Annotated in this window: 18 protein-coding genes; 12 read left to right on the top strand and 6 right to left on the bottom strand. The window is 58.8% G+C overall.

Features of this window, described 5'->3' with window-relative positions; translation table 11 throughout:
- Nucleotides 1-15: 15 nt before the first annotated feature.
- Nucleotides 16-1,122 carry a substrate-binding domain-containing protein gene (locus tag LKR43_RS00600; protein ID WP_227681901.1) on the bottom strand — a complete coding sequence of 369 codons (1,107 nt, stop codon included), beginning with the start codon at nucleotides 1,120-1,122 and terminating at the stop codon, nucleotides 16-18.
- 209 nt (nucleotides 1,123-1,331) lie between these two features.
- Between LKR43_RS00600 and LKR43_RS00595 the strand changes: the two genes are divergently transcribed.
- From LKR43_RS00595 to LKR43_RS00565, 7 genes are all read left to right on the top strand, one after another.
- Nucleotides 1,332-1,838 carry a formate dehydrogenase subunit gamma gene (locus LKR43_RS00595; RefSeq protein ID WP_227681899.1) on the top strand — a complete coding sequence of 169 codons (507 nt, stop codon included), beginning with the start codon at nucleotides 1,332-1,334 and terminating at the stop codon, nucleotides 1,836-1,838.
- The gene (locus tag LKR43_RS00590) at nucleotides 1,835-3,406 is read left to right on the top strand and encodes an NADH-quinone oxidoreductase subunit NuoF (RefSeq protein ID WP_227681897.1); all 1,572 of its coding nucleotides are present in this window, start codon (nucleotides 1,835-1,837) and stop codon (nucleotides 3,404-3,406) included. Before LKR43_RS00595 ends, LKR43_RS00590 begins: the two co-directional genes overlap by 4 nt.
- A gap of 10 nt (nucleotides 3,407-3,416) precedes the next feature.
- On the top strand, nucleotides 3,417-6,356 hold the full coding sequence (gene fdhF / locus LKR43_RS00585) for a formate dehydrogenase subunit alpha (RefSeq protein WP_227681895.1): 2,940 nt from the start codon (nucleotides 3,417-3,419) through the stop codon (nucleotides 6,354-6,356).
- A 1-nt stretch (nucleotide 6,357) separates the two neighbouring features.
- Complete coding sequence (fdhD, locus tag LKR43_RS00580) at nucleotides 6,358-7,230, top strand: formate dehydrogenase accessory sulfurtransferase FdhD (RefSeq protein WP_227681894.1); 873 nt, start codon at nucleotides 6,358-6,360, stop codon at nucleotides 7,228-7,230.
- Nucleotides 7,227-7,490, top strand: coding sequence for a formate dehydrogenase subunit delta (locus LKR43_RS00575; protein WP_227681892.1), 264 nt, complete (start codon nucleotides 7,227-7,229; stop codon nucleotides 7,488-7,490). Before fdhD ends, LKR43_RS00575 begins: the two co-directional genes overlap by 4 nt.
- A gap of 117 nt (nucleotides 7,491-7,607) precedes the next feature.
- The gene (locus LKR43_RS00570; RefSeq protein WP_227681890.1) at nucleotides 7,608-9,005 is read left to right on the top strand and encodes an OFA family MFS transporter; all 1,398 of its coding nucleotides are present in this window, start codon (nucleotides 7,608-7,610) and stop codon (nucleotides 9,003-9,005) included.
- A 12-nt stretch (nucleotides 9,006-9,017) separates the two neighbouring features.
- Complete coding sequence (locus LKR43_RS00565; protein ID WP_227681888.1) at nucleotides 9,018-9,158, top strand: oxalate:formate antiporter; 141 nt, start codon at nucleotides 9,018-9,020, stop codon at nucleotides 9,156-9,158.
- A 67-nt stretch (nucleotides 9,159-9,225) separates the two neighbouring features.
- Here the strand turns inward: LKR43_RS00565 and LKR43_RS00560 are convergent, their stop codons facing one another.
- A complete protein-coding gene (locus LKR43_RS00560; protein ID WP_227681885.1) occupies nucleotides 9,226-9,690 on the bottom strand; it encodes a universal stress protein in 465 nt (154 codons plus the stop codon).
- 102 nt (nucleotides 9,691-9,792) lie between these two features.
- Nucleotides 9,793-10,134, bottom strand: a complete 342-nt coding sequence (locus LKR43_RS00555) for a TIGR01244 family sulfur transferase (RefSeq protein ID WP_227681883.1) — start codon at nucleotides 10,132-10,134, stop codon at nucleotides 9,793-9,795.
- Nucleotides 10,135-10,197: 63 nt separating this feature from the next.
- Between LKR43_RS00555 and LKR43_RS00550 the strand changes: the two genes are divergently transcribed.
- The 4 genes from LKR43_RS00550 (at nucleotide 10,198) to LKR43_RS00535 (ending at nucleotide 13,052) form a co-directional block, all read left to right on the top strand.
- Nucleotides 10,198-10,812 (top strand): GNAT family N-acetyltransferase, encoded by a 615-nt coding sequence (locus LKR43_RS00550; protein WP_227681882.1) that lies wholly within the window; start codon nucleotides 10,198-10,200, stop codon nucleotides 10,810-10,812.
- A gap of 168 nt (nucleotides 10,813-10,980) precedes the next feature.
- Complete coding sequence (locus tag LKR43_RS00545; RefSeq protein ID WP_227681880.1) at nucleotides 10,981-11,385, top strand: group III truncated hemoglobin; 405 nt, start codon at nucleotides 10,981-10,983, stop codon at nucleotides 11,383-11,385.
- Nucleotides 11,378-12,577, top strand: a complete 1,200-nt coding sequence (locus LKR43_RS00540; RefSeq protein ID WP_227681878.1) for an NnrS family protein — start codon at nucleotides 11,378-11,380, stop codon at nucleotides 12,575-12,577. Before LKR43_RS00545 ends, LKR43_RS00540 begins: the two co-directional genes overlap by 8 nt.
- 13 nt (nucleotides 12,578-12,590) lie before the next feature.
- Entirely contained in the window at nucleotides 12,591-13,052 is a 462-nt protein-coding gene (locus tag LKR43_RS00535; protein ID WP_227681875.1) for an Rrf2 family transcriptional regulator, read from the top strand.
- A gap of 48 nt (nucleotides 13,053-13,100) precedes the next feature.
- On the opposite strand, the gene LKR43_RS00530 is transcribed toward LKR43_RS00535, so the two are convergent.
- From LKR43_RS00530 to LKR43_RS00520, 3 genes are all read right to left on the bottom strand, one after another.
- Nucleotides 13,101-13,544, bottom strand: coding sequence for a MarR family winged helix-turn-helix transcriptional regulator (locus LKR43_RS00530; RefSeq protein WP_227681873.1), 444 nt, complete (start codon nucleotides 13,542-13,544; stop codon nucleotides 13,101-13,103).
- A 41-nt stretch (nucleotides 13,545-13,585) separates the two neighbouring features.
- Nucleotides 13,586-14,785 (bottom strand): phosphoglycerate dehydrogenase, encoded by a 1,200-nt coding sequence (serA, locus tag LKR43_RS00525; protein ID WP_227681871.1) that lies wholly within the window; start codon nucleotides 14,783-14,785, stop codon nucleotides 13,586-13,588.
- Between the two features lie 93 nt (nucleotides 14,786-14,878).
- A complete protein-coding gene (locus LKR43_RS00520) occupies nucleotides 14,879-16,507 on the bottom strand; it encodes a gamma-glutamyltransferase family protein (protein WP_227681869.1) in 1,629 nt (542 codons plus the stop codon).
- 100 nt (nucleotides 16,508-16,607) lie between these two features.
- Here LKR43_RS00520 and LKR43_RS00515 point away from each other — a divergent pair, with 100 nt between their 5' ends.
- Nucleotides 16,608-17,489, top strand: coding sequence for a LysR family transcriptional regulator (locus LKR43_RS00515; RefSeq protein WP_227681867.1), 882 nt, complete (start codon nucleotides 16,608-16,610; stop codon nucleotides 17,487-17,489).
- Nucleotides 17,490-17,527 lie beyond the last annotated feature (38 nt).

Raw genomic sequence — 17,527 nt, 5'->3', positions numbered from 1 at the left:
CATAAAGCTATTGATCTATCTACCCAGAGATGCAACAAATTCGGCACCAAAGGCCTCTTCCAGCGTCTGCACCCGCCCCATTCGACTGGCATCATAGCCCACCAGCTGCATGACGTAGGCCTGATACTCGTCGCCATTCATCAAATTCAGCAAGCGCTCCATGTTGGGCGTGCCCAGCGTATCACGGTGCACGGCAAAAAAGTAGCGCTCCTTGACCAAGGGAATGAATGCCAGCCCACAGCGCCAGGCCGCTGTTTCCACACCTATGCCCACATCGGCCATGCCGCTGGCAATATGGGCGGCAATCGCCATATGGGTGAACTCGTTGCTGTCGAAACCTTGTACCCGTGCGGTATCGATCTGCAATTCCTGAAGCATCAAGCCGACCAGATAACGCGTACTGGACCCTATCTGCCTGTTCACGAAGCGAATGTCCGGGTTGCAAAGATCAGCCACCGAGCTGATACGCTTGGGATTATCGGGCTTGATGAACATGCCCGTATTGCGCACGGCCAAATGGATCAACACATGGCGATCAGGATCCAGCCACTGGGCATAGCGCTGGAGTATGGGCTGCTCAAACTCGCCCAGCGGGACCTGAAAACCGGCCAGATCACACTCGTTGCGGTCCAGCGAAGCGAGCGCTTCGATAGCGGTACGGTAGCGCAATTCAAGCGGAAACATATCCATGCCATTGGCCAGCTGCATCAGGCCTTCAACGGCAAAGCCATGGCTGGCGTGCAAACGCAGACGCTGGGTGCTGTCCGGATACAACCTTTCCAGTTCCTCCTGCAGCTCTGACGCCATGCTTTCAAGGGTGGGCATCAGGCGTGCATCGACACGGCGATTGGCCCAGATAAGATGCTGGGCGAAGGACGTGAGCTTGGAGCCTTGCCGCCGGGAGGTTTCAATGAGCGCCACCTCAAATTCTTTTTCGGCGTTGCGCAAAAGCCCCCATGCATGGCGATACGACAGCCCACAGGCCTTACAGGCACCGGAGATATTCCCGGTGGCATCGATGGCCGCCAGCAAGCGCAGCACCTCGCTTAATGGCAACACCGTGCCCGAAGGTTTTTCCAGCACCCAATCGGAGCTTAGACGCGCCTTGAATTTGTACGACATTTGTCACCTCATCCCGATATACACCTGGTTTTATATGTTTTTTATTTCATATAAAATTTCAGCAAAAATATCTTATATGCACATTTCTTCTTATTGATTGTTTGATTTACCGCGTGTAGATTACATCAAAGTAAATAATCATATATATGCAATTTAAAGCATATAAGAGACAAAAAACACAAAAAGCTACGCAAAGGAAGGAACGCGTCATGCACACGCCATCAGATTCAAATGAATTCAGCCCGTCCTACGAAACCGTCCGGCAGGTCACACAACAAGCACTGCAACAGTACCAGGGCCAATTGGGCAATCTACTGCCCATCCTGCACGCCATACAGCACGTGCTGGGCTATATTCCCGCAACGGCCGTTCCCCTGCTGGCACAGGCACTGCAACGATCGCGCGCCGAAATACAAGGCGTCATCAGCTTCTATCCACATTTTCGCGAAACGCCCGCCGGGCCGGTGCTACTCCAGGTCTGTCGGGCCGAGTCCTGTCAGGCCATGGGCGGCAATGCTTTGGCCGAGCACGCCTGTGCAAGCCTGGGCTGCGATTTCCATGGCACCACCGCCAACGGGGCGGTCACACTTGAACCCGTTTACTGCCTGGGCCTCTGTGCGCAATCACCCGCAGTCATGATCAACGGCCGGCCACATGCCCGCATGACCCCCGAAAAACTCGACCGCCTGATGGCGGCCGAAGGGGGTGTGGCATGAGCATGATCACAAAAATTTTTGTTCCCAAAGACAGCGCCGCCATCGCGGTCGGCGCCGATGCCGTTGCCACCGCCATCACCCGGGAAGCCGAACGCCGCGGCCTGACCATAGAGCTGGTGCGCAACGGTTCGCGCGGCCTGCTCTGGCTTGAAACCCTGGTCGAAATCCAGACGCCGACCGGCCGCGCGGCCTATGGCCCCGTCGAACCGCAAGACGTAGCAGGGCTTTTCGACGCAGGCTGGCTGGAAGGCAAACCCCATGCATTGGCCCACGGTCTTACCGAAGAAATCCCCTACCTGAAGAACCAGGAACGCCTTACCTTTGCGCGCGTCGGCATCACCGACCCCCTGTCACTGTCCGACTACCAGGCCCACGACGGCTTCAAAGGCCTTACCCAAGCGCTCGCCTTGACACCCGCCGCCATCGTCGAACAAGTCACCGCATCGGGCTTGCGCGGGCGCGGCGGCGCCGCCTTTCCCACCGGCATCAAATGGAAAACCGTGCTGGCTACTCCGGCCGACCAGAAGTACATAGTCTGCAACGCCGACGAAGGCGACTCGGGCACGTTTTCCGATCGCATGCTCATGGAAGGCGATCCCTACGCACTCATAGAAGGCATGACCATCGCGGGCCTGGCCACCGAAGCTACCTATGGTTATATCTATGTACGGTCAGAATATCCGTACGCCATCGCGGCCCTGGAAGCCGCCATCGGCCGCGCGCGCGATGCCGGCTGGCTGGGCAGCAGTATCCGCAACAGCGGGCGGGCGTTCGACCTGGAAGTCCGCACCGCCGCCGGCGCCTATATCTGCGGCGAAGAAACCTCTTTGCTTGAAAGCCTGGAAGGCAAGCGTGGCCTGGTTCGGGCCAAGCCGCCACTGCCGGCCATAAGCGGCCTCTTCGGCAAACCCACGGTCATTAACAACGTCATATCGCTGGCTTCGGTGCCCATCATCCTCGCCCGCGGCGCCAGCTTCTACCGCGATTACGGCATGGGCCGCTCCACCGGAACCCTGCCTTTCCAGTTGGCCGGCAATCTGAAACAAGGCGGCCTGGTTGAAAAGGCGTTTGGCATCACGCTGAACGAACTGCTGCACGACTTCGGTGGCGGAAGCGCCAGCGGCAAGCCCTTGCGGGCCGTGCAGGTTGGCGGGCCTCTGGGCGCCTACCTGCCCCGATCGCAGTGGGACACCCCCATAGACTACGAGGCCTACACAGCCATGCAGGCCATGGTCGGCCACGGCGGCCTGGTTGCCTTCGACGAAACCGCCGACATGTCCGCCCTGGCTGAATACGCCATGGAGTTCTGTGCCATCGAGTCCTGTGGCAAATGCACGCCCTGTCGTATCGGCGCCGTGCGCGGCACCGAAGTCATTGCAAAAATACGCCGCAACGAACAGCGTGAAGCACAGGTCGTCTTGCTGCGCGACCTGTGCGACACCATGCTGGCCGGCTCCCTGTGCGCATTGGGCGGCATGACGCCCTACCCCGTCCTGTCTGCGCTCGAGCACTTTCCTGAAGACTTCGGCCTGCCTTCTTCCACCACCACCAACGCGCAAGTCGCCTGACGGAGCCCCCATGCTAGAGACCATCGCCAAACGTGAACGGGATTACGGCACTCCAGCCTCGACCAGCAGCGAAACCGTTACGCTAACCATAGACGGCACCGAAATCGACGTACCTGCAGGTACTTCAGTGATGCGCGCCGCTGCCGAAGCCGGCATCAACATCCCCAAGCTGTGCGCGTCCGACAATCTCGAGGCCTTTGGATCATGCCGCCTTTGCCTGGTGCAAATCGAAGGCCGGCGCGGCTATCTGGCATCGTGCACCACACCGGTCGAACACGGCATGGTCATCACAACGGAAACGCCCAAGCTGCACGAACTGCGCCGCAACGTAATGGAACTGTATATTTCCGACCACCCGCTCGACTGCCTGACCTGCCCGGCCAACGGCGATTGCGAACTGCAGGACATGGCCGGCGTGGTGGGCTTGCGCAACGTGCGTTACGGATTCGACGGCGAGAACCACCTGAACGACACGGCAGATGAGTCCAACCCCTACTTCACCTATGACCCCAGCAAATGCATAGTCTGCAGCCGCTGCGTGCGCGCCTGCGACGAGGTCCAGGGCACTTTCGCCCTGACCATCACAGGCAAGGGCTTCGATTCGCGCATCACAGCCGGCCAGCATGATTCTTTCCTGGACAGCGATTGCGTCTCCTGTGGCGCCTGCGTGCAGGCCTGCCCGACCTCTTCGCTGATTGAAAAATCCGTCATCGATATGGGCCAGGCCGAGCACTCGGTAATAACCACCTGCGCCTATTGCGGTGTGGGCTGCTCCTTCAAGGCTGAAATGAAAGGCCAGGAAGTCGTACGCATGGTGCCCTGGAAAGACGGCCAGGCCAATCGCGGCCATTCCTGCGTGAAAGGGCGCTTCGCCTGGGGCTATGCCACCCACGAAGACCGCATGCTCAAGCCCATGATACGCGCCAGCATCAGCGATCCATGGCAGGAAGTCAGCTGGGACGAAGCCCTGAACCATGCCGCATCGGAAATCAAGCGCATACAGGCCAAGTACGGCCAGAACTCGGTGGGCGGCCTGACCTCCTCGCGTTGCACCAACGAAGAAACCTATCTGGTTCAAAAACTGGTGCGCGCCGCCTTCGGCACGAACAACGTCGATACCTGCGCCCGGGTCTGTCACTCGCCCACCGGCTACGGCCTGAAAACCACGCTGGGCGAATCGGCCGGTACCCAGACCTTCGACTCAGTCATGCATTCCGACGTCGTCATCGTCATGGGCGCCAACCCCAGCGCAGCCCACCCGGTATTTGCCTCGCGCCTGAAGCGGCGCCTGCGCGAAGGCGCCCGGCTTATCGTCATCGACCCGCGCCAGATCGAACTGGTCGACTCTCCCCACATCAAGGCCGACTATCACCTGCCTGTGCGTCCCGGCACCAATACCGCTGTCCTGACCAGCATGGCGCACGTCATCGCCACCGAAGGTCTGATCGACGAAACCTATGTCGCCGAACGCTGCGAAACAGCGGCCTTCCAGCAATGGCGCGACTTTGTCTCGTTGCCCGAAAACTCGCCCGAGGCCATGGAAGCCGAAACCGGCGTGCCGGCCGCCGACCTGCGCGGCGCCGCCCGACTGTATGCCACACACGGCAATGGCGCCATTTACTATGGCCTGGGCGTCACCGAGCACAGCCAGGGCTCCACTACCGTCATGGCCATCGCCAACCTGGCCATGGCCACCGGCAACCTGGGGCGCGAAGGCGTGGGCGTGAACCCCCTGCGGGGCCAGAACAATGTGCAAGGGTCCTGCGACATGGGCTCCTTCCCTCACGAGCTGCCCGGCTACCGCCACATTTCCGACGACGTCGTGCGCGGCCAGTTCGAGCGCGAATGGGGTGTCACGCTGCAGCCCGAGCCGGGCCTGCGTATTCCCAATATGTTTGATGCCGCCATCAGCGGCTCGTTCAAGGCGCTTTACTGCCAGGGCGAAGACATCGTGCAGTCCGACCCCGACACCCAGCACGTCGCCGCGGCGCTGGCCTCCATGGAATGCATCATCGTCCATGATATTTTCCTGAACGAAACGGCCAAGTACGCCCATGTCTTCCTGCCGGGTTCGTCCTTTCTTGAAAAAGACGGTACGTTCACCAACGCCGAGCGGCGCGTCTCACGCGTGCGCAAGGTCATGGAACCCAAGGCCGGCATGGCCGACTGGGAAGCAACCTGCGCGCTCTCCAACGCGCTGGGCTACCCCATGCACTACAACCATCCCAGCGAGATCATGGATGAAATCGCCCGCCTGACACCCACCTTCCAGGGCGTCTCGTTCAAGAAAATCGATGAACTGGGCGGCAGCGTGCAGTGGCCTTGCAACGACGCCGCCCCGGATGGTACGCCCACCATGCACGTCGACGAGTTCGTGCGCGGCAAAGGCAGGTTCATGATCACCAAGTACATCCCCAGCGACGAACGCAGCACACGTCGCTTCCCGCTGTTGCTTACCACCGGGCGCATACTCTCGCAGTACAACGTCGGCGCACAGACCCGGCGTACCCCCAACGTCTTGTGGCACAACGAAGACCTTCTTGAAATACACCCTTCCGACGCCGAAGACCGCGGCATACGCCCGGGCGACATGGTGGCCATACAAAGCCGTTCGGGCGAAACCGTCTTGCGGGCCGATGTCACAACCCGTGTACAGCCAGGCGTGCTTTACACCACCTTCCACTTCCCGGAATCGGGCGCCAACGTCGTCACCACCGACAGCACCGATTGGGCCACCGATTGCCCCGAATACAAGGTGACCGCCGTGCAGGCCAGGCTGGTCACCGAACCTTCACAGTGGCAGGCCCGGTGGTCGCGCTTCAGCGACATCCAGATGGAGCTTCTGGAGCAGCGCAAGCAGGAAGCGGCAGCCGCCGCTGAACCCGAACGGCCCAAGGCACCGGCCGATCCCATCGAGGCTACGGCTAAAACTTTAACTCCCGCCCAATAGCATGACCAGTACCATAACAAGCAACGATCAGCCCGACACCACAACGGTGTCGGCTGGCCACACACCCTACACAGTCTGGCGTACGGGCGCCGGCAAACCCATGCTGGCGGAAGACGACCAGATCGCCCGGGAAGTCCCCGTGGCGCTGGAGTTCAACGGCATCAGCCATGCCACCTTGCTGCTGACACCTGCCAACCTTGAAGACTTTGCCGTCGGGTTCGCCTACACGGAAGGCATTATCCGCAACGCCCGCGACGTCTACGACCTGGAAATCGTCGAGCGCCCGCAGGGTCTGGTGGTGGAAGTCACCATCGCCAGTGCCTGCCTGAACGAACTGAAACTGCGCCGACGCAACCTGGCCGGACGCACCGGCTGCGGATTATGCGGCATCGAAAGCCTTGATGAAGTACAGCGTCAGCTTGATCCGTTACCCCCGCAACCCGGGCGGTATACCACGCAGGCCATCGCAAAGGCGGTAGAGCAACTGCGCTCCATGCAGGCGCTGCATCAGACCACAGGCGCCACCCACGCAGCCGGATGGGCCAACAGCGCCGGCGATATTGAATACGTGCGTGAAGACGTTGGCCGCCACAACGCCCTGGATAAGCTCATAGGCCATCGCCTGCGCCTGTCGCCGCAGGAAACAGCGGCCAACGACGCCGGGTTTGCGGTGATTTCCAGCCGCGCCAGCTTCGAAATGGTTCAGAAGGCCGCCTCGGCGGGCATTTCCACCCTGGTTGCCGTATCGGCTCCCACTTCCTACGCCATCGACATGGCGAATCAACTGAACGTCATGCTGGCGGGTTTCGCGCGCGGCAGCCTCTTTACCGTATACAGCCACCACGAATACCTGGATAGCGGGAGCGCCTCTTGAACAACATCGACCACCTCATAAAACTGGCCAACCGCATCGGCGATTTTTTTGAAGCCATGCCGGATCGCGAAGAAGGTCTGGCCGGCATAGCCAACCATATACAGAAATTCTGGGAACCGCGCATGCGCATTGCCATGCTGGATTTCCTGGAACACCAGCCGGATGGCCAGACCAGCAATATCGCCCTCAGCGATATTGCCCTGCAGGCCATAATCCGAAACAAGGAACAACTGACTCCCAAGACCCGTACCACGCCCTGATCCACCCATCCCTGCAGCACTCCACACACAACGACTTTCGAGCCGTTGCGGGGGATTTTTTGCTTCCTCATATCAGTAACAAAGGCCTCTACAGAAGTAGCCACTAGGAGACACAACATGAGCATAGCTTCAAAAGACAACGGTTTCTTCAGCAAGGAGCGCATCACAGCTGCACCTGGCTTCAACCGCTGGATGATTCCACCCGCCGCCCTGGCCGTGCACTTGTGCATAGGGCAAGCCTACGCCTTCTCGGTGTTCAACAACCCCATGACCAAATTGCTGGGCATCACCGAATCCACGGCGGGCGACTGGGATCTGCCCACCCTGGGCTGGATTTTCAGCCTGGCCATTGTATTTCTGGGTTTGTCGGCGGCTTTTGCCGGAAAGTGGCTCGAAGAGGTCGGTCCGCGCAAAGCCATGTTCGTGGCCGCCTGCTGCTTTGGCGGGGGCTTCATGGTGGCGGCGGCAGGCATTTCACTGCACCAGATCTGGCTGGTGTACCTTGGGTACGGCGTGCTCGGAGGCATAGGGCTGGGCATAGGCTATGTATCGCCGGTGTCCACCCTGATCAAATGGTTTCCCGACAAACGTGGCATGGCCACCGGCATGGCCATCATGGGCTTCGGGGGCGGCGCCTTCATCGCATCGCCGTTGTCGGTCTCGCTGATGAACTATTTCAAGTCGCCCACATCGGCGGGGGTGGCCGAAACCTTTGTCGTCCTGGGCACCGTGTACTTCATTTCCATGATGATAGGCGCATTCGCCATTCGCATTCCGGCCGCTGACTGGAAACCCGATGGCTGGACGCCTCCCGCCACACAGAATGTCATGATCTCGCGCAACCACGTGCATATTGACCAGGCCATCAAAACGCCCCAGTTCTGGCTGCTCTGGTGGGCCTTGTGCCTGAACGTCACGGCAGGCATAGGCGTTCTGGGCCAGGCCTCGGTCATGATTCAGGAAAGCTTCAAGGGCGCCATTACCCCCGCAGCTGCCGCCGGCTTCGTCGGCGTGCTGTCGCTGGCCAACATGCTGGGCCGCTTCTTCTGGTCGTCAGTGTCTGACTATATCGGACGCAAGAATACCTACTACACCTTCTTTGTCCTGGGCGCCGTGCTGTATTTCCTGGTACCCGGCATGGGCTCGGCCGGCAATGTTGCGCTGTTTGTACTGTTCTACGCCATCATCATGTCCATGTACGGCGGCGGATTCTCGACCGTACCGGCTTATTTGGCAGACCTGTTCGGCACCCGCTATGTCGGTGGCATACACGGACGCTTGCTGACCGCATGGGCTGCCGCAGGCGTATTCGGCCCCGTGCTGGTCAATTACATACGCCAATTCCAGGTTGACCAGGGTATCCCGGCCGCACAGTCGTATACCGTCACCATGTACCTGATGGCCGGTTTGCTGGTTATTGGCTTTATCTGCAACATGCTGGTGCGACCGGTCGCCACACGCCACCACATGAGCAACGAACAACCGGGCATGACGCCCGCCATGGCCGCCAAATAAAGGAGACTCAGCATGCAACAAAATACCGTATCCGTCGCACAAGGCAGCGCAACCTCGCCGGTCTTGCTCGTACTTTTCTGGCTGTATGTCGGTATCCCGCTGGCACTCGGCATGTGGGAAACCCTGCTTAAGGCAGGCGCCTTATTCAACTAGGCAAAAACAAGCCCGGTGCAACAGTAGTTCACCGGGCTTGTTTTCTGGCAGGTGCCAGACTGTTTGATTAGTCGTTGCTTTCTTTTACGCGATAAACCAATACGGCCGTTTTAGCCAGGCTAAGCACCTTGATGGTGACGCTGCCCAGCAACAAACGCGACAGGCCGCTGCGGCCATGACTGCCGATGAATATAAGGTCGCAGCCTTCTTCGTCGGCGGCCTGCACCAGGCCATCGGCCACATTGAAATTGGATACGGCCTTGCCACTGGCCTTGACGCCTGCGGTTTCAGCGCGATCAAGCACCGCTTTCAGGTATTTTTCGGCCTGCTGCTGGGCGGTTTTGTCGTAATCTTCATCGGTGATGGCATAGGCTGCCGCCATGCCGTCGAAACCGACCGTAGCCGCAAACGGTTGTGTAACATACAAGGCGACCACTTCGGCGCCGATCTGGCGTGCAAAACATACACCCTTGTTAGCTGCCTGAGCCGACAGCTTGGAACCATCTGTTGGAATAAGTATTTTCTTGAACATGGCATTTACCCCCGTGAATAATCGATGAGGCCAAGCTTAACCGCAACCGTATGGTAAATATAACTGGTATATACACTGCCTTATTGATCGGGATCAAGTGCGTCACAAAGCACTGGCTGCCTGAAACAAATAAGTACAACGGGTACCTGTACGGCAAAAAGCAAGAACGGGCGCTGGAAGCGACTTCAGGTTTTTTGCGAACAGCACAACGTCGTCAGCCGTCATGGCGCCACTGACAACCGGCTGGTAGACCACTTCAAGTCCGGCAACGTGTGCCGCCGCCATGACTTCGCTGGACAAGGGCTGATCAGGTCCGCCTTCCATATCGGGACGATTAATAATGACGCTTCGGAATCCGGCATCGGCCACCGCCTGCATGTCTTCAGGGGCAAGCTGTGGCGCTACAGCAAAATCTTCGGTAAGTGCGTTGATGGGAACAGACATGATGACCTCCGGATGTATATACTGTTAAGACAGTGTACCCCTCATTTTGCCTGAACAAATAGTATGGTCGACGCCAGTCACGCGCAAGCCCTTCACCCCGACCCAGCCACCAGCAGGGCTACCATAAACAACATCATAATACGCGACGCCACGCCAGGCGACATGGACGCAGTACAGGCAATTTACGCCCGGCACGTGCTGCAAAGCACAGCAACCTTCGAGGAAATCCCGCCGTCCACCTCCGAAATGCAGGAGCGCCGTGCCCGCATCGTGGCCTTGCACCTGCCCTATCTGCTGGCCGAAGTCGATGGCCAGGTGGCCGGCTATTGTTATGCCGCTCCGTACCGCCCGCGCAGCGCCTACCGCTACACGCTGGAAGACTCCATTTACCTGGCTGACGGCCTGTCGGGCCAGGGCCTGGGTACCGCCTTGCTGCAGACACTGATAACGCGTTGTGAATCGGGGCCGTGGCGGCAAATGATCGCTGTCATTGCGGGCAACAACAACCTGGCATCCATAGGGCTGCACCGCCGCCTGGGCTTTGCACATGCCGGCACGCAGCCGGCAACGGGATTCAAGTTCAGGCAATGGATTGATGTTGTATTCATGCAGCGTGCCCTGGGCGCAGGCAGCACTACCTTACCCAACGATTTGCCGTCGCAACCGCCCGAAAAATAGGCCATCAGCAGGTATCGCCAGATTCGCGCCATGCACAAAATGGCGCCCTTCCTCATTGACGGCCAGGCATATTTTTTATAAGATTACTATCAAATGAATCTTTAAGAAAAAGACGCATTATCACCGCAATCGCGTCCTTTCTTTTTAACCTCCCCTGCTGGAAATCACATGGCTAGAGGCGAACTCTGCACCGAAGAAGAAATCACCACGCTGGTCCACAACTTTTATGACCGCATCCGCGCAGATGCACTGCTGGGCCCCATTTTCAATGCTCACATTGATGACTGGGACGAACACCTGGCAATCATGGTCCGGTTCTGGTCTTCCATGTTGCTGGGCGCCGGTACCTACGAAGGCACCCCCATGCCCAAGCACGTTGCGCTTCCCGACCTGAAAGCCAATATGTTCTCGCATTGGCTGGCCCTGTTTGACCTGACCACACAAGAACTGCCAAATCGGGCTCTGGCCGAACGCGCCAACGAATATGCCCAACGCATCGCGCGCAGTCTGTGGTACGGATACCAGCTGAACAACAATCCCAACCAGCCTCTGACGGAGATCAATCATGGCTGAAGTCTTGCAACCTACCTCGCCTTCCCAAGCAAGTCCCAGCCGTCCCAACATGCAGGCCTTTCTCAGCCTGGGCTTCAGGCCCCTGTACATTGCCGGCGGCAGCTGGGCACTGATCTCCATAGCAATCTGGATATTCGCGCCACAGTGGCTTAACCCGCCACTGGTCGGTATGGCCTGGCACGCTCACGAAATGCTGTGGGGCTTTATTGCCACCATCGCGGTCGCGTTTCTGCTTACCGCCAGCGCCACCTGGACGGGCTTCAATCCCCTGAAGGGCACACCCCTGGGCCTGGTATGTCTGCTATGGGTCGTCGCGCGCATTGGCTTTCTGATCGGCGGCGATGTTGCCACGCATGTCGCGTGCGCCAGCGAGCTTGCCTTTTTCGGCATCAGTGCCATCTGCCTCATGCGCGTCATGATCAAGGGAAGAAGTCGCCGCAACTATGGCCTGCCCCTGCTGGTACTGGGGCTGGGTGTAGCCGACGCGCTTTATCTGCGTGCCGCGCTGGGCGGCGACTATCTGCTGCTCATGCAGCGCTTCGACCTGGGCCTGATCTGCATGACGGTCATTGCCCTGCTCATTGCCCGCCGGGTCATTCCCTTCTTTTCCATGCGCATGGTACAGGGGCTGGAACTACCCATGCAGGTACGCAGCGGTCATGTGCAAATGGTCGTTAGTGTGCTGGCAATTATCCTGGGCATTATCGGCCAGGTCCAGCTGATGGCGGTGGCGCTGGCCATCATCGGCGTCATCAGCCTGTGGCAGACTTTGCTCTGGAAACCACTGGCCGTACTGCACAAACCCATGTTGTGGATACTGTATCTGGGCTATATCGCCATGGGTGTCGGATTGCTGTTCGCGGCCTGGCATGCAAGCGGGCTGGCCTCCGGCGTGCTGGCCCGTGCTGCCGTGCATGTGCATATCATAGGCATGGGTGGCTTCATGATCCTGATCATCGGCATGCTTACACGCACAGCCCTGGGACACCTTGGACGCCCCCTGAAACTCGATGGCAGCATGCTGCTCAGCTACTACCTGACGATGGCCGCCGTCGCCTTCAGACTTGCCGCGCTCTGGCCGGGCAATTTCAGCCAGCTGCTGCTGCAAGCCAGCGCCCTGACCTGGATTGCTGCCATGGCACTGTATCTGTGGCGCTTTGTGCCCATGCTCATACGTCCTCGCGCATCCTGAACGGGATTCCATCATGCGCCTGACGACGATGACCGATTATGCAATGCGTCTGCTCATGTATGTGGGCCGCCATCCTGAGCGTCTCTGCACTATTGCCGAGGTCGCCCAGGCTTACGGCATATCCGAACCGCATCTGATGAAAATCACTCACCGGCTGGCCCAACGCGGCTGGCTGGAAACCATACGCGGCAAGAATGGCGGCATGCGTCTGGCGCATCCGCCTGAAGAAATCAATCTGGGCGCCGTCGTAAGGGATACTGAAAACGATCTGGCTCTGGTGGAGTGTTTTCTGGAGGGCAGCAGCTGCACTCTTAGCGGACAATGCAACCTGACCGCCATCATAGAAGGCGCGTTGCAAAAATTCATGCAGCACATAGATCAGTACACGCTGGCCGACATCATTCCGCAGCCATGTCCGAAAGCGTCGCAGCCGGTATTTATTCACAACCCCCGGGCTGCTGAAGAAAGCCTGTAGCGCGCTGCGCCACGGCAGCAAGGTTGGTTTAATGCGCCTGCCTGGCGTTCAGCCGGGCTTGTGAAGATTCCGCAATAATTTCATCAGCAAGGGGCGCAGGGAATCAAGCTCTTTCATGTGCGCAACCGAGAGCATCGCCAGCGTTTCTTCGGCCTTGGGCGTTAAAGCCACCCGCACCTTGCGCCCGTCTTCGGGATCAGCCAGACGCTTCACCAGATTCATTTGCTCGAGCCGGTTGATGAGCTCTACCGCACTGTGGTGGCGTATTAACATTTGCTCGGCCACGTCGCCCACACTAGGCAGGGACGTGCCGCTGATGCCCTTGATCGCCAGCAGTGCCTGATGCTGCTGCGGCTTCAGCCCTTCTTGCAGGGCAGCCGCCTCGCTGAACGCATAAAACCGCCGCAACGTCAGGCGAAATTGTGCCAATGTCTGGTAGTCGGCCTGGGTGGGGCCGTTACTTGCGCAGTTGTCGGGCTTTGCGGTCGTCATGCTACTTGTATGCAGGGCATCTGGTTCAAGACACGATGATGCTACACCAAGTCGCAGCGTACGGTAATGGGGTGGGATCGCAATACCGACATAACGGTGTCATCGACCTTGCCCTCGACATCGGAAATTACATAGCCGATCTGCCCACGCGTCTGCAACTGCTGACTGACAATATTCAGGCCGTGCTCGGCCATCATGTTGCTGAGCGTACCCATGGCGCCCGGCAGGTTGCGATGCACATGCAGAATGCGGGCGGCGCCCAGGGCTTCCTGATAGGCAATCTCGGGGAAATTGACTGCCCCCTTGGTGGTACCGCTCAGCCCGAAGCGAACCAGCTTTTCAGCAACCTCGCGGCCGATATTTTCCTGCGATTCCTGGGTGCTGCCGCCGATATGAGGCGTCAGAATGACGTTGTGCATACCTATAAGAGGGCTGTTCAACGGTTCATCGGTGCTCTTGGGCTCGGAAGGGAATACATCAAGCGCCGCACCCGACAAATGGCCCGACTGCAAGGCAGCGTGCAGGGCGTCAATATCGACCACCGTACCGCGCGAGGCATTGATAAGTATGGCACCGGGTTTCATTGCAGCCAGGGCAGCCGCATTAATGATATTGGCGGTACTTTTCCCGCCCGGCACGTGCAGGGTGACAACATCGGCCTGAGCCAGCAATTTTTTCAGCGAGGTAGTGGCACGGGCATTGCCCAGCGGCAGCTTGGCTTCTACATCGTGAAAGATGACACGCATACCGGCCGCTTCGGCCAGGGTTCCTACCTGGGAACCAATATTGCCGTAGCCTATGATGCCCAGCGTCTTGCCACGCGCCTCGAAGGCGCCGGTAGCCGTTTTATCCCAGTGCCCTTGATGCACACGCGCATTCTTTTCAGGAATGCGCCGCAGCAGCAAAATGGCTTCACCCAGGACCAGTTCGGCAACCGACCGGGTATTGGAAAAGGGAGCATTGAAGACCGGTATGCCATGCAACATGGCTGCGTCCAGGTCAACCTGATTGGTGCCTATACAAAAACAACCTACGGCCCGAAGGTCGGGGGCGTTGGACAACAAAGCGGCGTCAAGATGTGTGCGTGAACGTATGCCCACAAAATGGGCACCGCTCAGGGCTTCCTGCAGTTCGCCGGGAGGCAACGATGCGGCATGGGTGATGACTTCGTCCATGCCTGCATTGACAAAGACTTCTTTGGCGCTGGGATGGATATTTTCAAAAAGGACGACACGGCTCATGAATCAGGGGCTCCGGAACATTAAGGCATAAATAATCATTGTGGACTATTTTAGGCCTGAATGCCGGGAAAACCCCGAGTCGACCCCAACTATTTAGTATCCAACCGCCTGCCCGTCGCGCCGCGCATCGCTGGCCGCCACATAGCCGTGCTCGTTGTTGTCTTCCGAGAGCCGCCAGATAAACTGGCCGGCACCAAAGTCCATATAGGGATCATTCACCGACTGCAGCTTGTGGCCCAACGCAGTCAGGCCTTCGGCGACCGCAGCCGGCATGGTGTGCTCAAGATCGAGTGTGAAGTCTCGATTGACCTTCCAGCGCGGTGCGCAGCAGGCTGCCTGCGGCTGCTGGTCGTAGTCGACCATACGCACCAGCGTCTGCAGGTGTCCTTGCGGCTGCATGTCGCCACCCATCACGCCAAAGCTCATCACGGGCTTGCCCTGACGGGTAACGAAACCGGGAATGATGGTATGGAAGGGACGCTTTCCACCCTGGACCACATTGGGTGACGCCGGATCCATGCTGAAGCCCACGCCACGGTTCTGCAGACTGATGCCTGTATCGGGCACCACCACACCGGAACCGAAACCCATGTAATTGGACTGAATGAAGGAAATCATCATGCCGCTTTCGTCGGCCGCCGACAGGTAAATGGTGCCTCCCGCGTGGGGGCGCCCCGCCTCGTGCTGCACCGCCCGGTCGAGCCGTATCAGCTTGGCGCGGCTGTCCAGGTAGTTGTCATCAAGCATCTGCCCGGGCGTTACCTGCATGCTGGACGGATCCGATACATAGCGGTAGATATCGGCAAATGCCAGCTTCATGGCTTCTATTTGTATGTGCTGCGAACGTACCGAGTCGACCGGTATGTTGTGCAGATCAAAGCGCTCGGCAATACCCAGCGCGATCAGTGCCGCTATCCCCTGCCCATTGGGCGGAATCTCGTGCAGCGTGTACCCGTGGTAGTCTTTTGCAATGGGCTCTACCCACTCGGGCCGGTAGTTGCGCAGGTCTTCCAGCGTCATGGCGCCGCCACATTCCCGACTGAAAGCAATGATCTTTTCAGCAAGCTCGCCTTCGTACATGTCGCGCCCCCGGGTCTGGGCGATACGCCTGAGTGTTTCGGCAGCACCTGCAAGGCGGAACTGCTCGCCGGTAGTCGGCGCACGACCATTGGGCATAAAGGCAGCAGCATAGCCGGGCTGATCTTTCAGTTCTTCGGCTGCACGCGCCCATTTTCCCGCCACAACCGGCGGCACGGTATAGCCACGCTCGGCAACCTCAAGGGCAGGCTCAAACAAATCTTCAAATGGCAGCTTGCCGAACTTTTCATGCAATGCCGCCCAGCCGGCCACCACGCCCGGCACCGTAACGGTATCCCAGCCCCGCTTGGGCTGCTTTGCCAGGCCGGCGCCATCGGTGCCGTATTTGCGTTTGAAATACTCGACATTCCAGGCAGCGGGTGCCGGGCCGGAAGAGTTTAGGCCGTGCAGCTTTTGCCCGTCCCACAATATGGCAAAGCAATCGCCGCCCAGGCCGCAAGACACCGGCTCGACCAGGGTGATCGTTGCCGCCGCAGCAATGGCCGCATCAACTGCGTTACCGCCCTTGAGCATGATGCGCAAGCCGGCCTGCGCTGCCAGCGGATGCGAAGTGGACACCACATTGCGTGCAAACAACGGCGTGCGGATTGAAGGATAGGGGTTGGCCCAGTCGAAGTTTTTCATTTGTAAACACCAGGAACAGAAGCAGTATCAAAGCACATAAGCTACTATCATTCTTTCATTAAATCAATTTAGATTATTAATCAACTCACAAGAATTTCTTATGAGTAATATCCGCTACATGCGCACCTTCCTGGCCATCGCACGACTGGGGTCATTTTCCGAAGCAGCCGAAGCCGTCGGCCTGACCCAGGCCGCCGTCAGCCTGCAAATGCGCTCGCTGGAAGAGGAGTTTGGCCGTGCTCTGTTTGATCGCAGTGGTCGTCTGGCGGTGCTCAATACAGCGGGCCAGGAGTTGCTGCCCGAGATCACGGCCCTGCTTGAGCACTACGACCGACTACGTCAGCCCAAGCCACCGGCCGGCCAGTTCATCGGGCAGCTGACCGTAGGCGCCATCGTATCCAGCATGGGCATACTGGCTAAAGTCGTGTCACAGCTGAAGAAAGAACACAAACAGCTGGGCATCCGCCTGATATCGGGCAAGTCCAGCGAACTGACGCACAAGGTGGTGCATGGCGAGATTGACGCCGCATTTGTGGTGGGAACGGGCAGACGTCACCCTGGCACACACTGGACCATGCTGTATCAGGAACCGATCTGCCTGGTCACGCATGCATCCCTTACCGACAACGACCCCTATGCCATTCTGGCCAAACACCCCTACTTGCGCTTCGACCGCAGCCAGCACACGGGCCACCAGATAGACCGCGTGCTTCAGCAAATGGCCGTGGTAACCGAGGACTTTCTGGAACTCAACACGCTGGAGCAGCTGCTGGGCCTGATAAGGCGCGAAGTGGGAGTAGCCCTGCTGCCGCTGTTGCATTCCCTGCAGGATGCCGAGCTCGATGGTCTCAGGGTGCTGCCACTGCCCGCCGAACTGGGCGCGCCCACTCGCGATATCGGCCTGATCGAAAAGCGCAACAACCCCAGACAAGCCATTACCCGGGAACTGTACGCACGCTACAAGACTTTGGTACTCAAGTAGAATCAGGGTTCAAAAGCAAGCATACGACCGGAGACAGT

The sequence above is a fragment of the Pusillimonas sp. MFBS29 genome, from assembly GCF_020687695.1.
Classification (GTDB): Bacteria; Pseudomonadota; Gammaproteobacteria; order Burkholderiales; family Burkholderiaceae_B; genus Pusillimonas_C.
This window is presented reverse-complemented; position numbering and strand designations above follow the sequence as displayed.

Bases quoted from the DNA above. Each gene is read 5' to 3' on its own strand.
- LKR43_RS00540 (WP_227681878.1), top strand. From the start codon at position 11,378: ATGGCTGAAGTCTTGCAACCTACCTCGCCTTCCCAAGCAAGTCCCAGC.
- LKR43_RS00600 (WP_227681901.1), bottom strand. From the start codon at position 1,122: ATGTCGTACAAATTCAAGGCGCGTCTAAGCTCCGATTGGGTGCTGGAA.
- LKR43_RS00535 (WP_227681875.1), top strand. From the start codon at position 12,591: ATGCGCCTGACGACGATGACCGATTATGCAATGCGTCTGCTCATGTAT.
- LKR43_RS00570 (WP_227681890.1), top strand. From the start codon at position 7,608: ATGAGCATAGCTTCAAAAGACAACGGTTTCTTCAGCAAGGAGCGCATC.
- fdhD (WP_227681894.1), top strand. From the start codon at position 6,358: ATGACCAGTACCATAACAAGCAACGATCAGCCCGACACCACAACGGTG.
- LKR43_RS00550 (WP_227681882.1), top strand. From the start codon at position 10,198: ATGGTCGACGCCAGTCACGCGCAAGCCCTTCACCCCGACCCAGCCACC.
- LKR43_RS00565 (WP_227681888.1), top strand. From the start codon at position 9,018: ATGCAACAAAATACCGTATCCGTCGCACAAGGCAGCGCAACCTCGCCG.
- LKR43_RS00555 (WP_227681883.1), bottom strand. From the start codon at position 10,134: ATGTCTGTTCCCATCAACGCACTTACCGAAGATTTTGCTGTAGCGCCA.
- LKR43_RS00515 (WP_227681867.1), top strand. From the start codon at position 16,608: ATGAGTAATATCCGCTACATGCGCACCTTCCTGGCCATCGCACGACTG.
- serA (WP_227681871.1), bottom strand. From the start codon at position 14,785: ATGAGCCGTGTCGTCCTTTTTGAAAATATCCATCCCAGCGCCAAAGAA.
- LKR43_RS00530 (WP_227681873.1), bottom strand. From the start codon at position 13,544: ATGACGACCGCAAAGCCCGACAACTGCGCAAGTAACGGCCCCACCCAG.
- LKR43_RS00520 (WP_227681869.1), bottom strand. From the start codon at position 16,507: ATGAAAAACTTCGACTGGGCCAACCCCTATCCTTCAATCCGCACGCCG.
- LKR43_RS00545 (WP_227681880.1), top strand. From the start codon at position 10,981: ATGGCTAGAGGCGAACTCTGCACCGAAGAAGAAATCACCACGCTGGTC.
- LKR43_RS00595 (WP_227681899.1), top strand. From the start codon at position 1,332: ATGCACACGCCATCAGATTCAAATGAATTCAGCCCGTCCTACGAAACC.
- LKR43_RS00560 (WP_227681885.1), bottom strand. From the start codon at position 9,690: ATGTTCAAGAAAATACTTATTCCAACAGATGGTTCCAAGCTGTCGGCT.
- LKR43_RS00590 (WP_227681897.1), top strand. From the start codon at position 1,835: ATGAGCATGATCACAAAAATTTTTGTTCCCAAAGACAGCGCCGCCATC.
- fdhF (WP_227681895.1), top strand. From the start codon at position 3,417: ATGCTAGAGACCATCGCCAAACGTGAACGGGATTACGGCACTCCAGCC.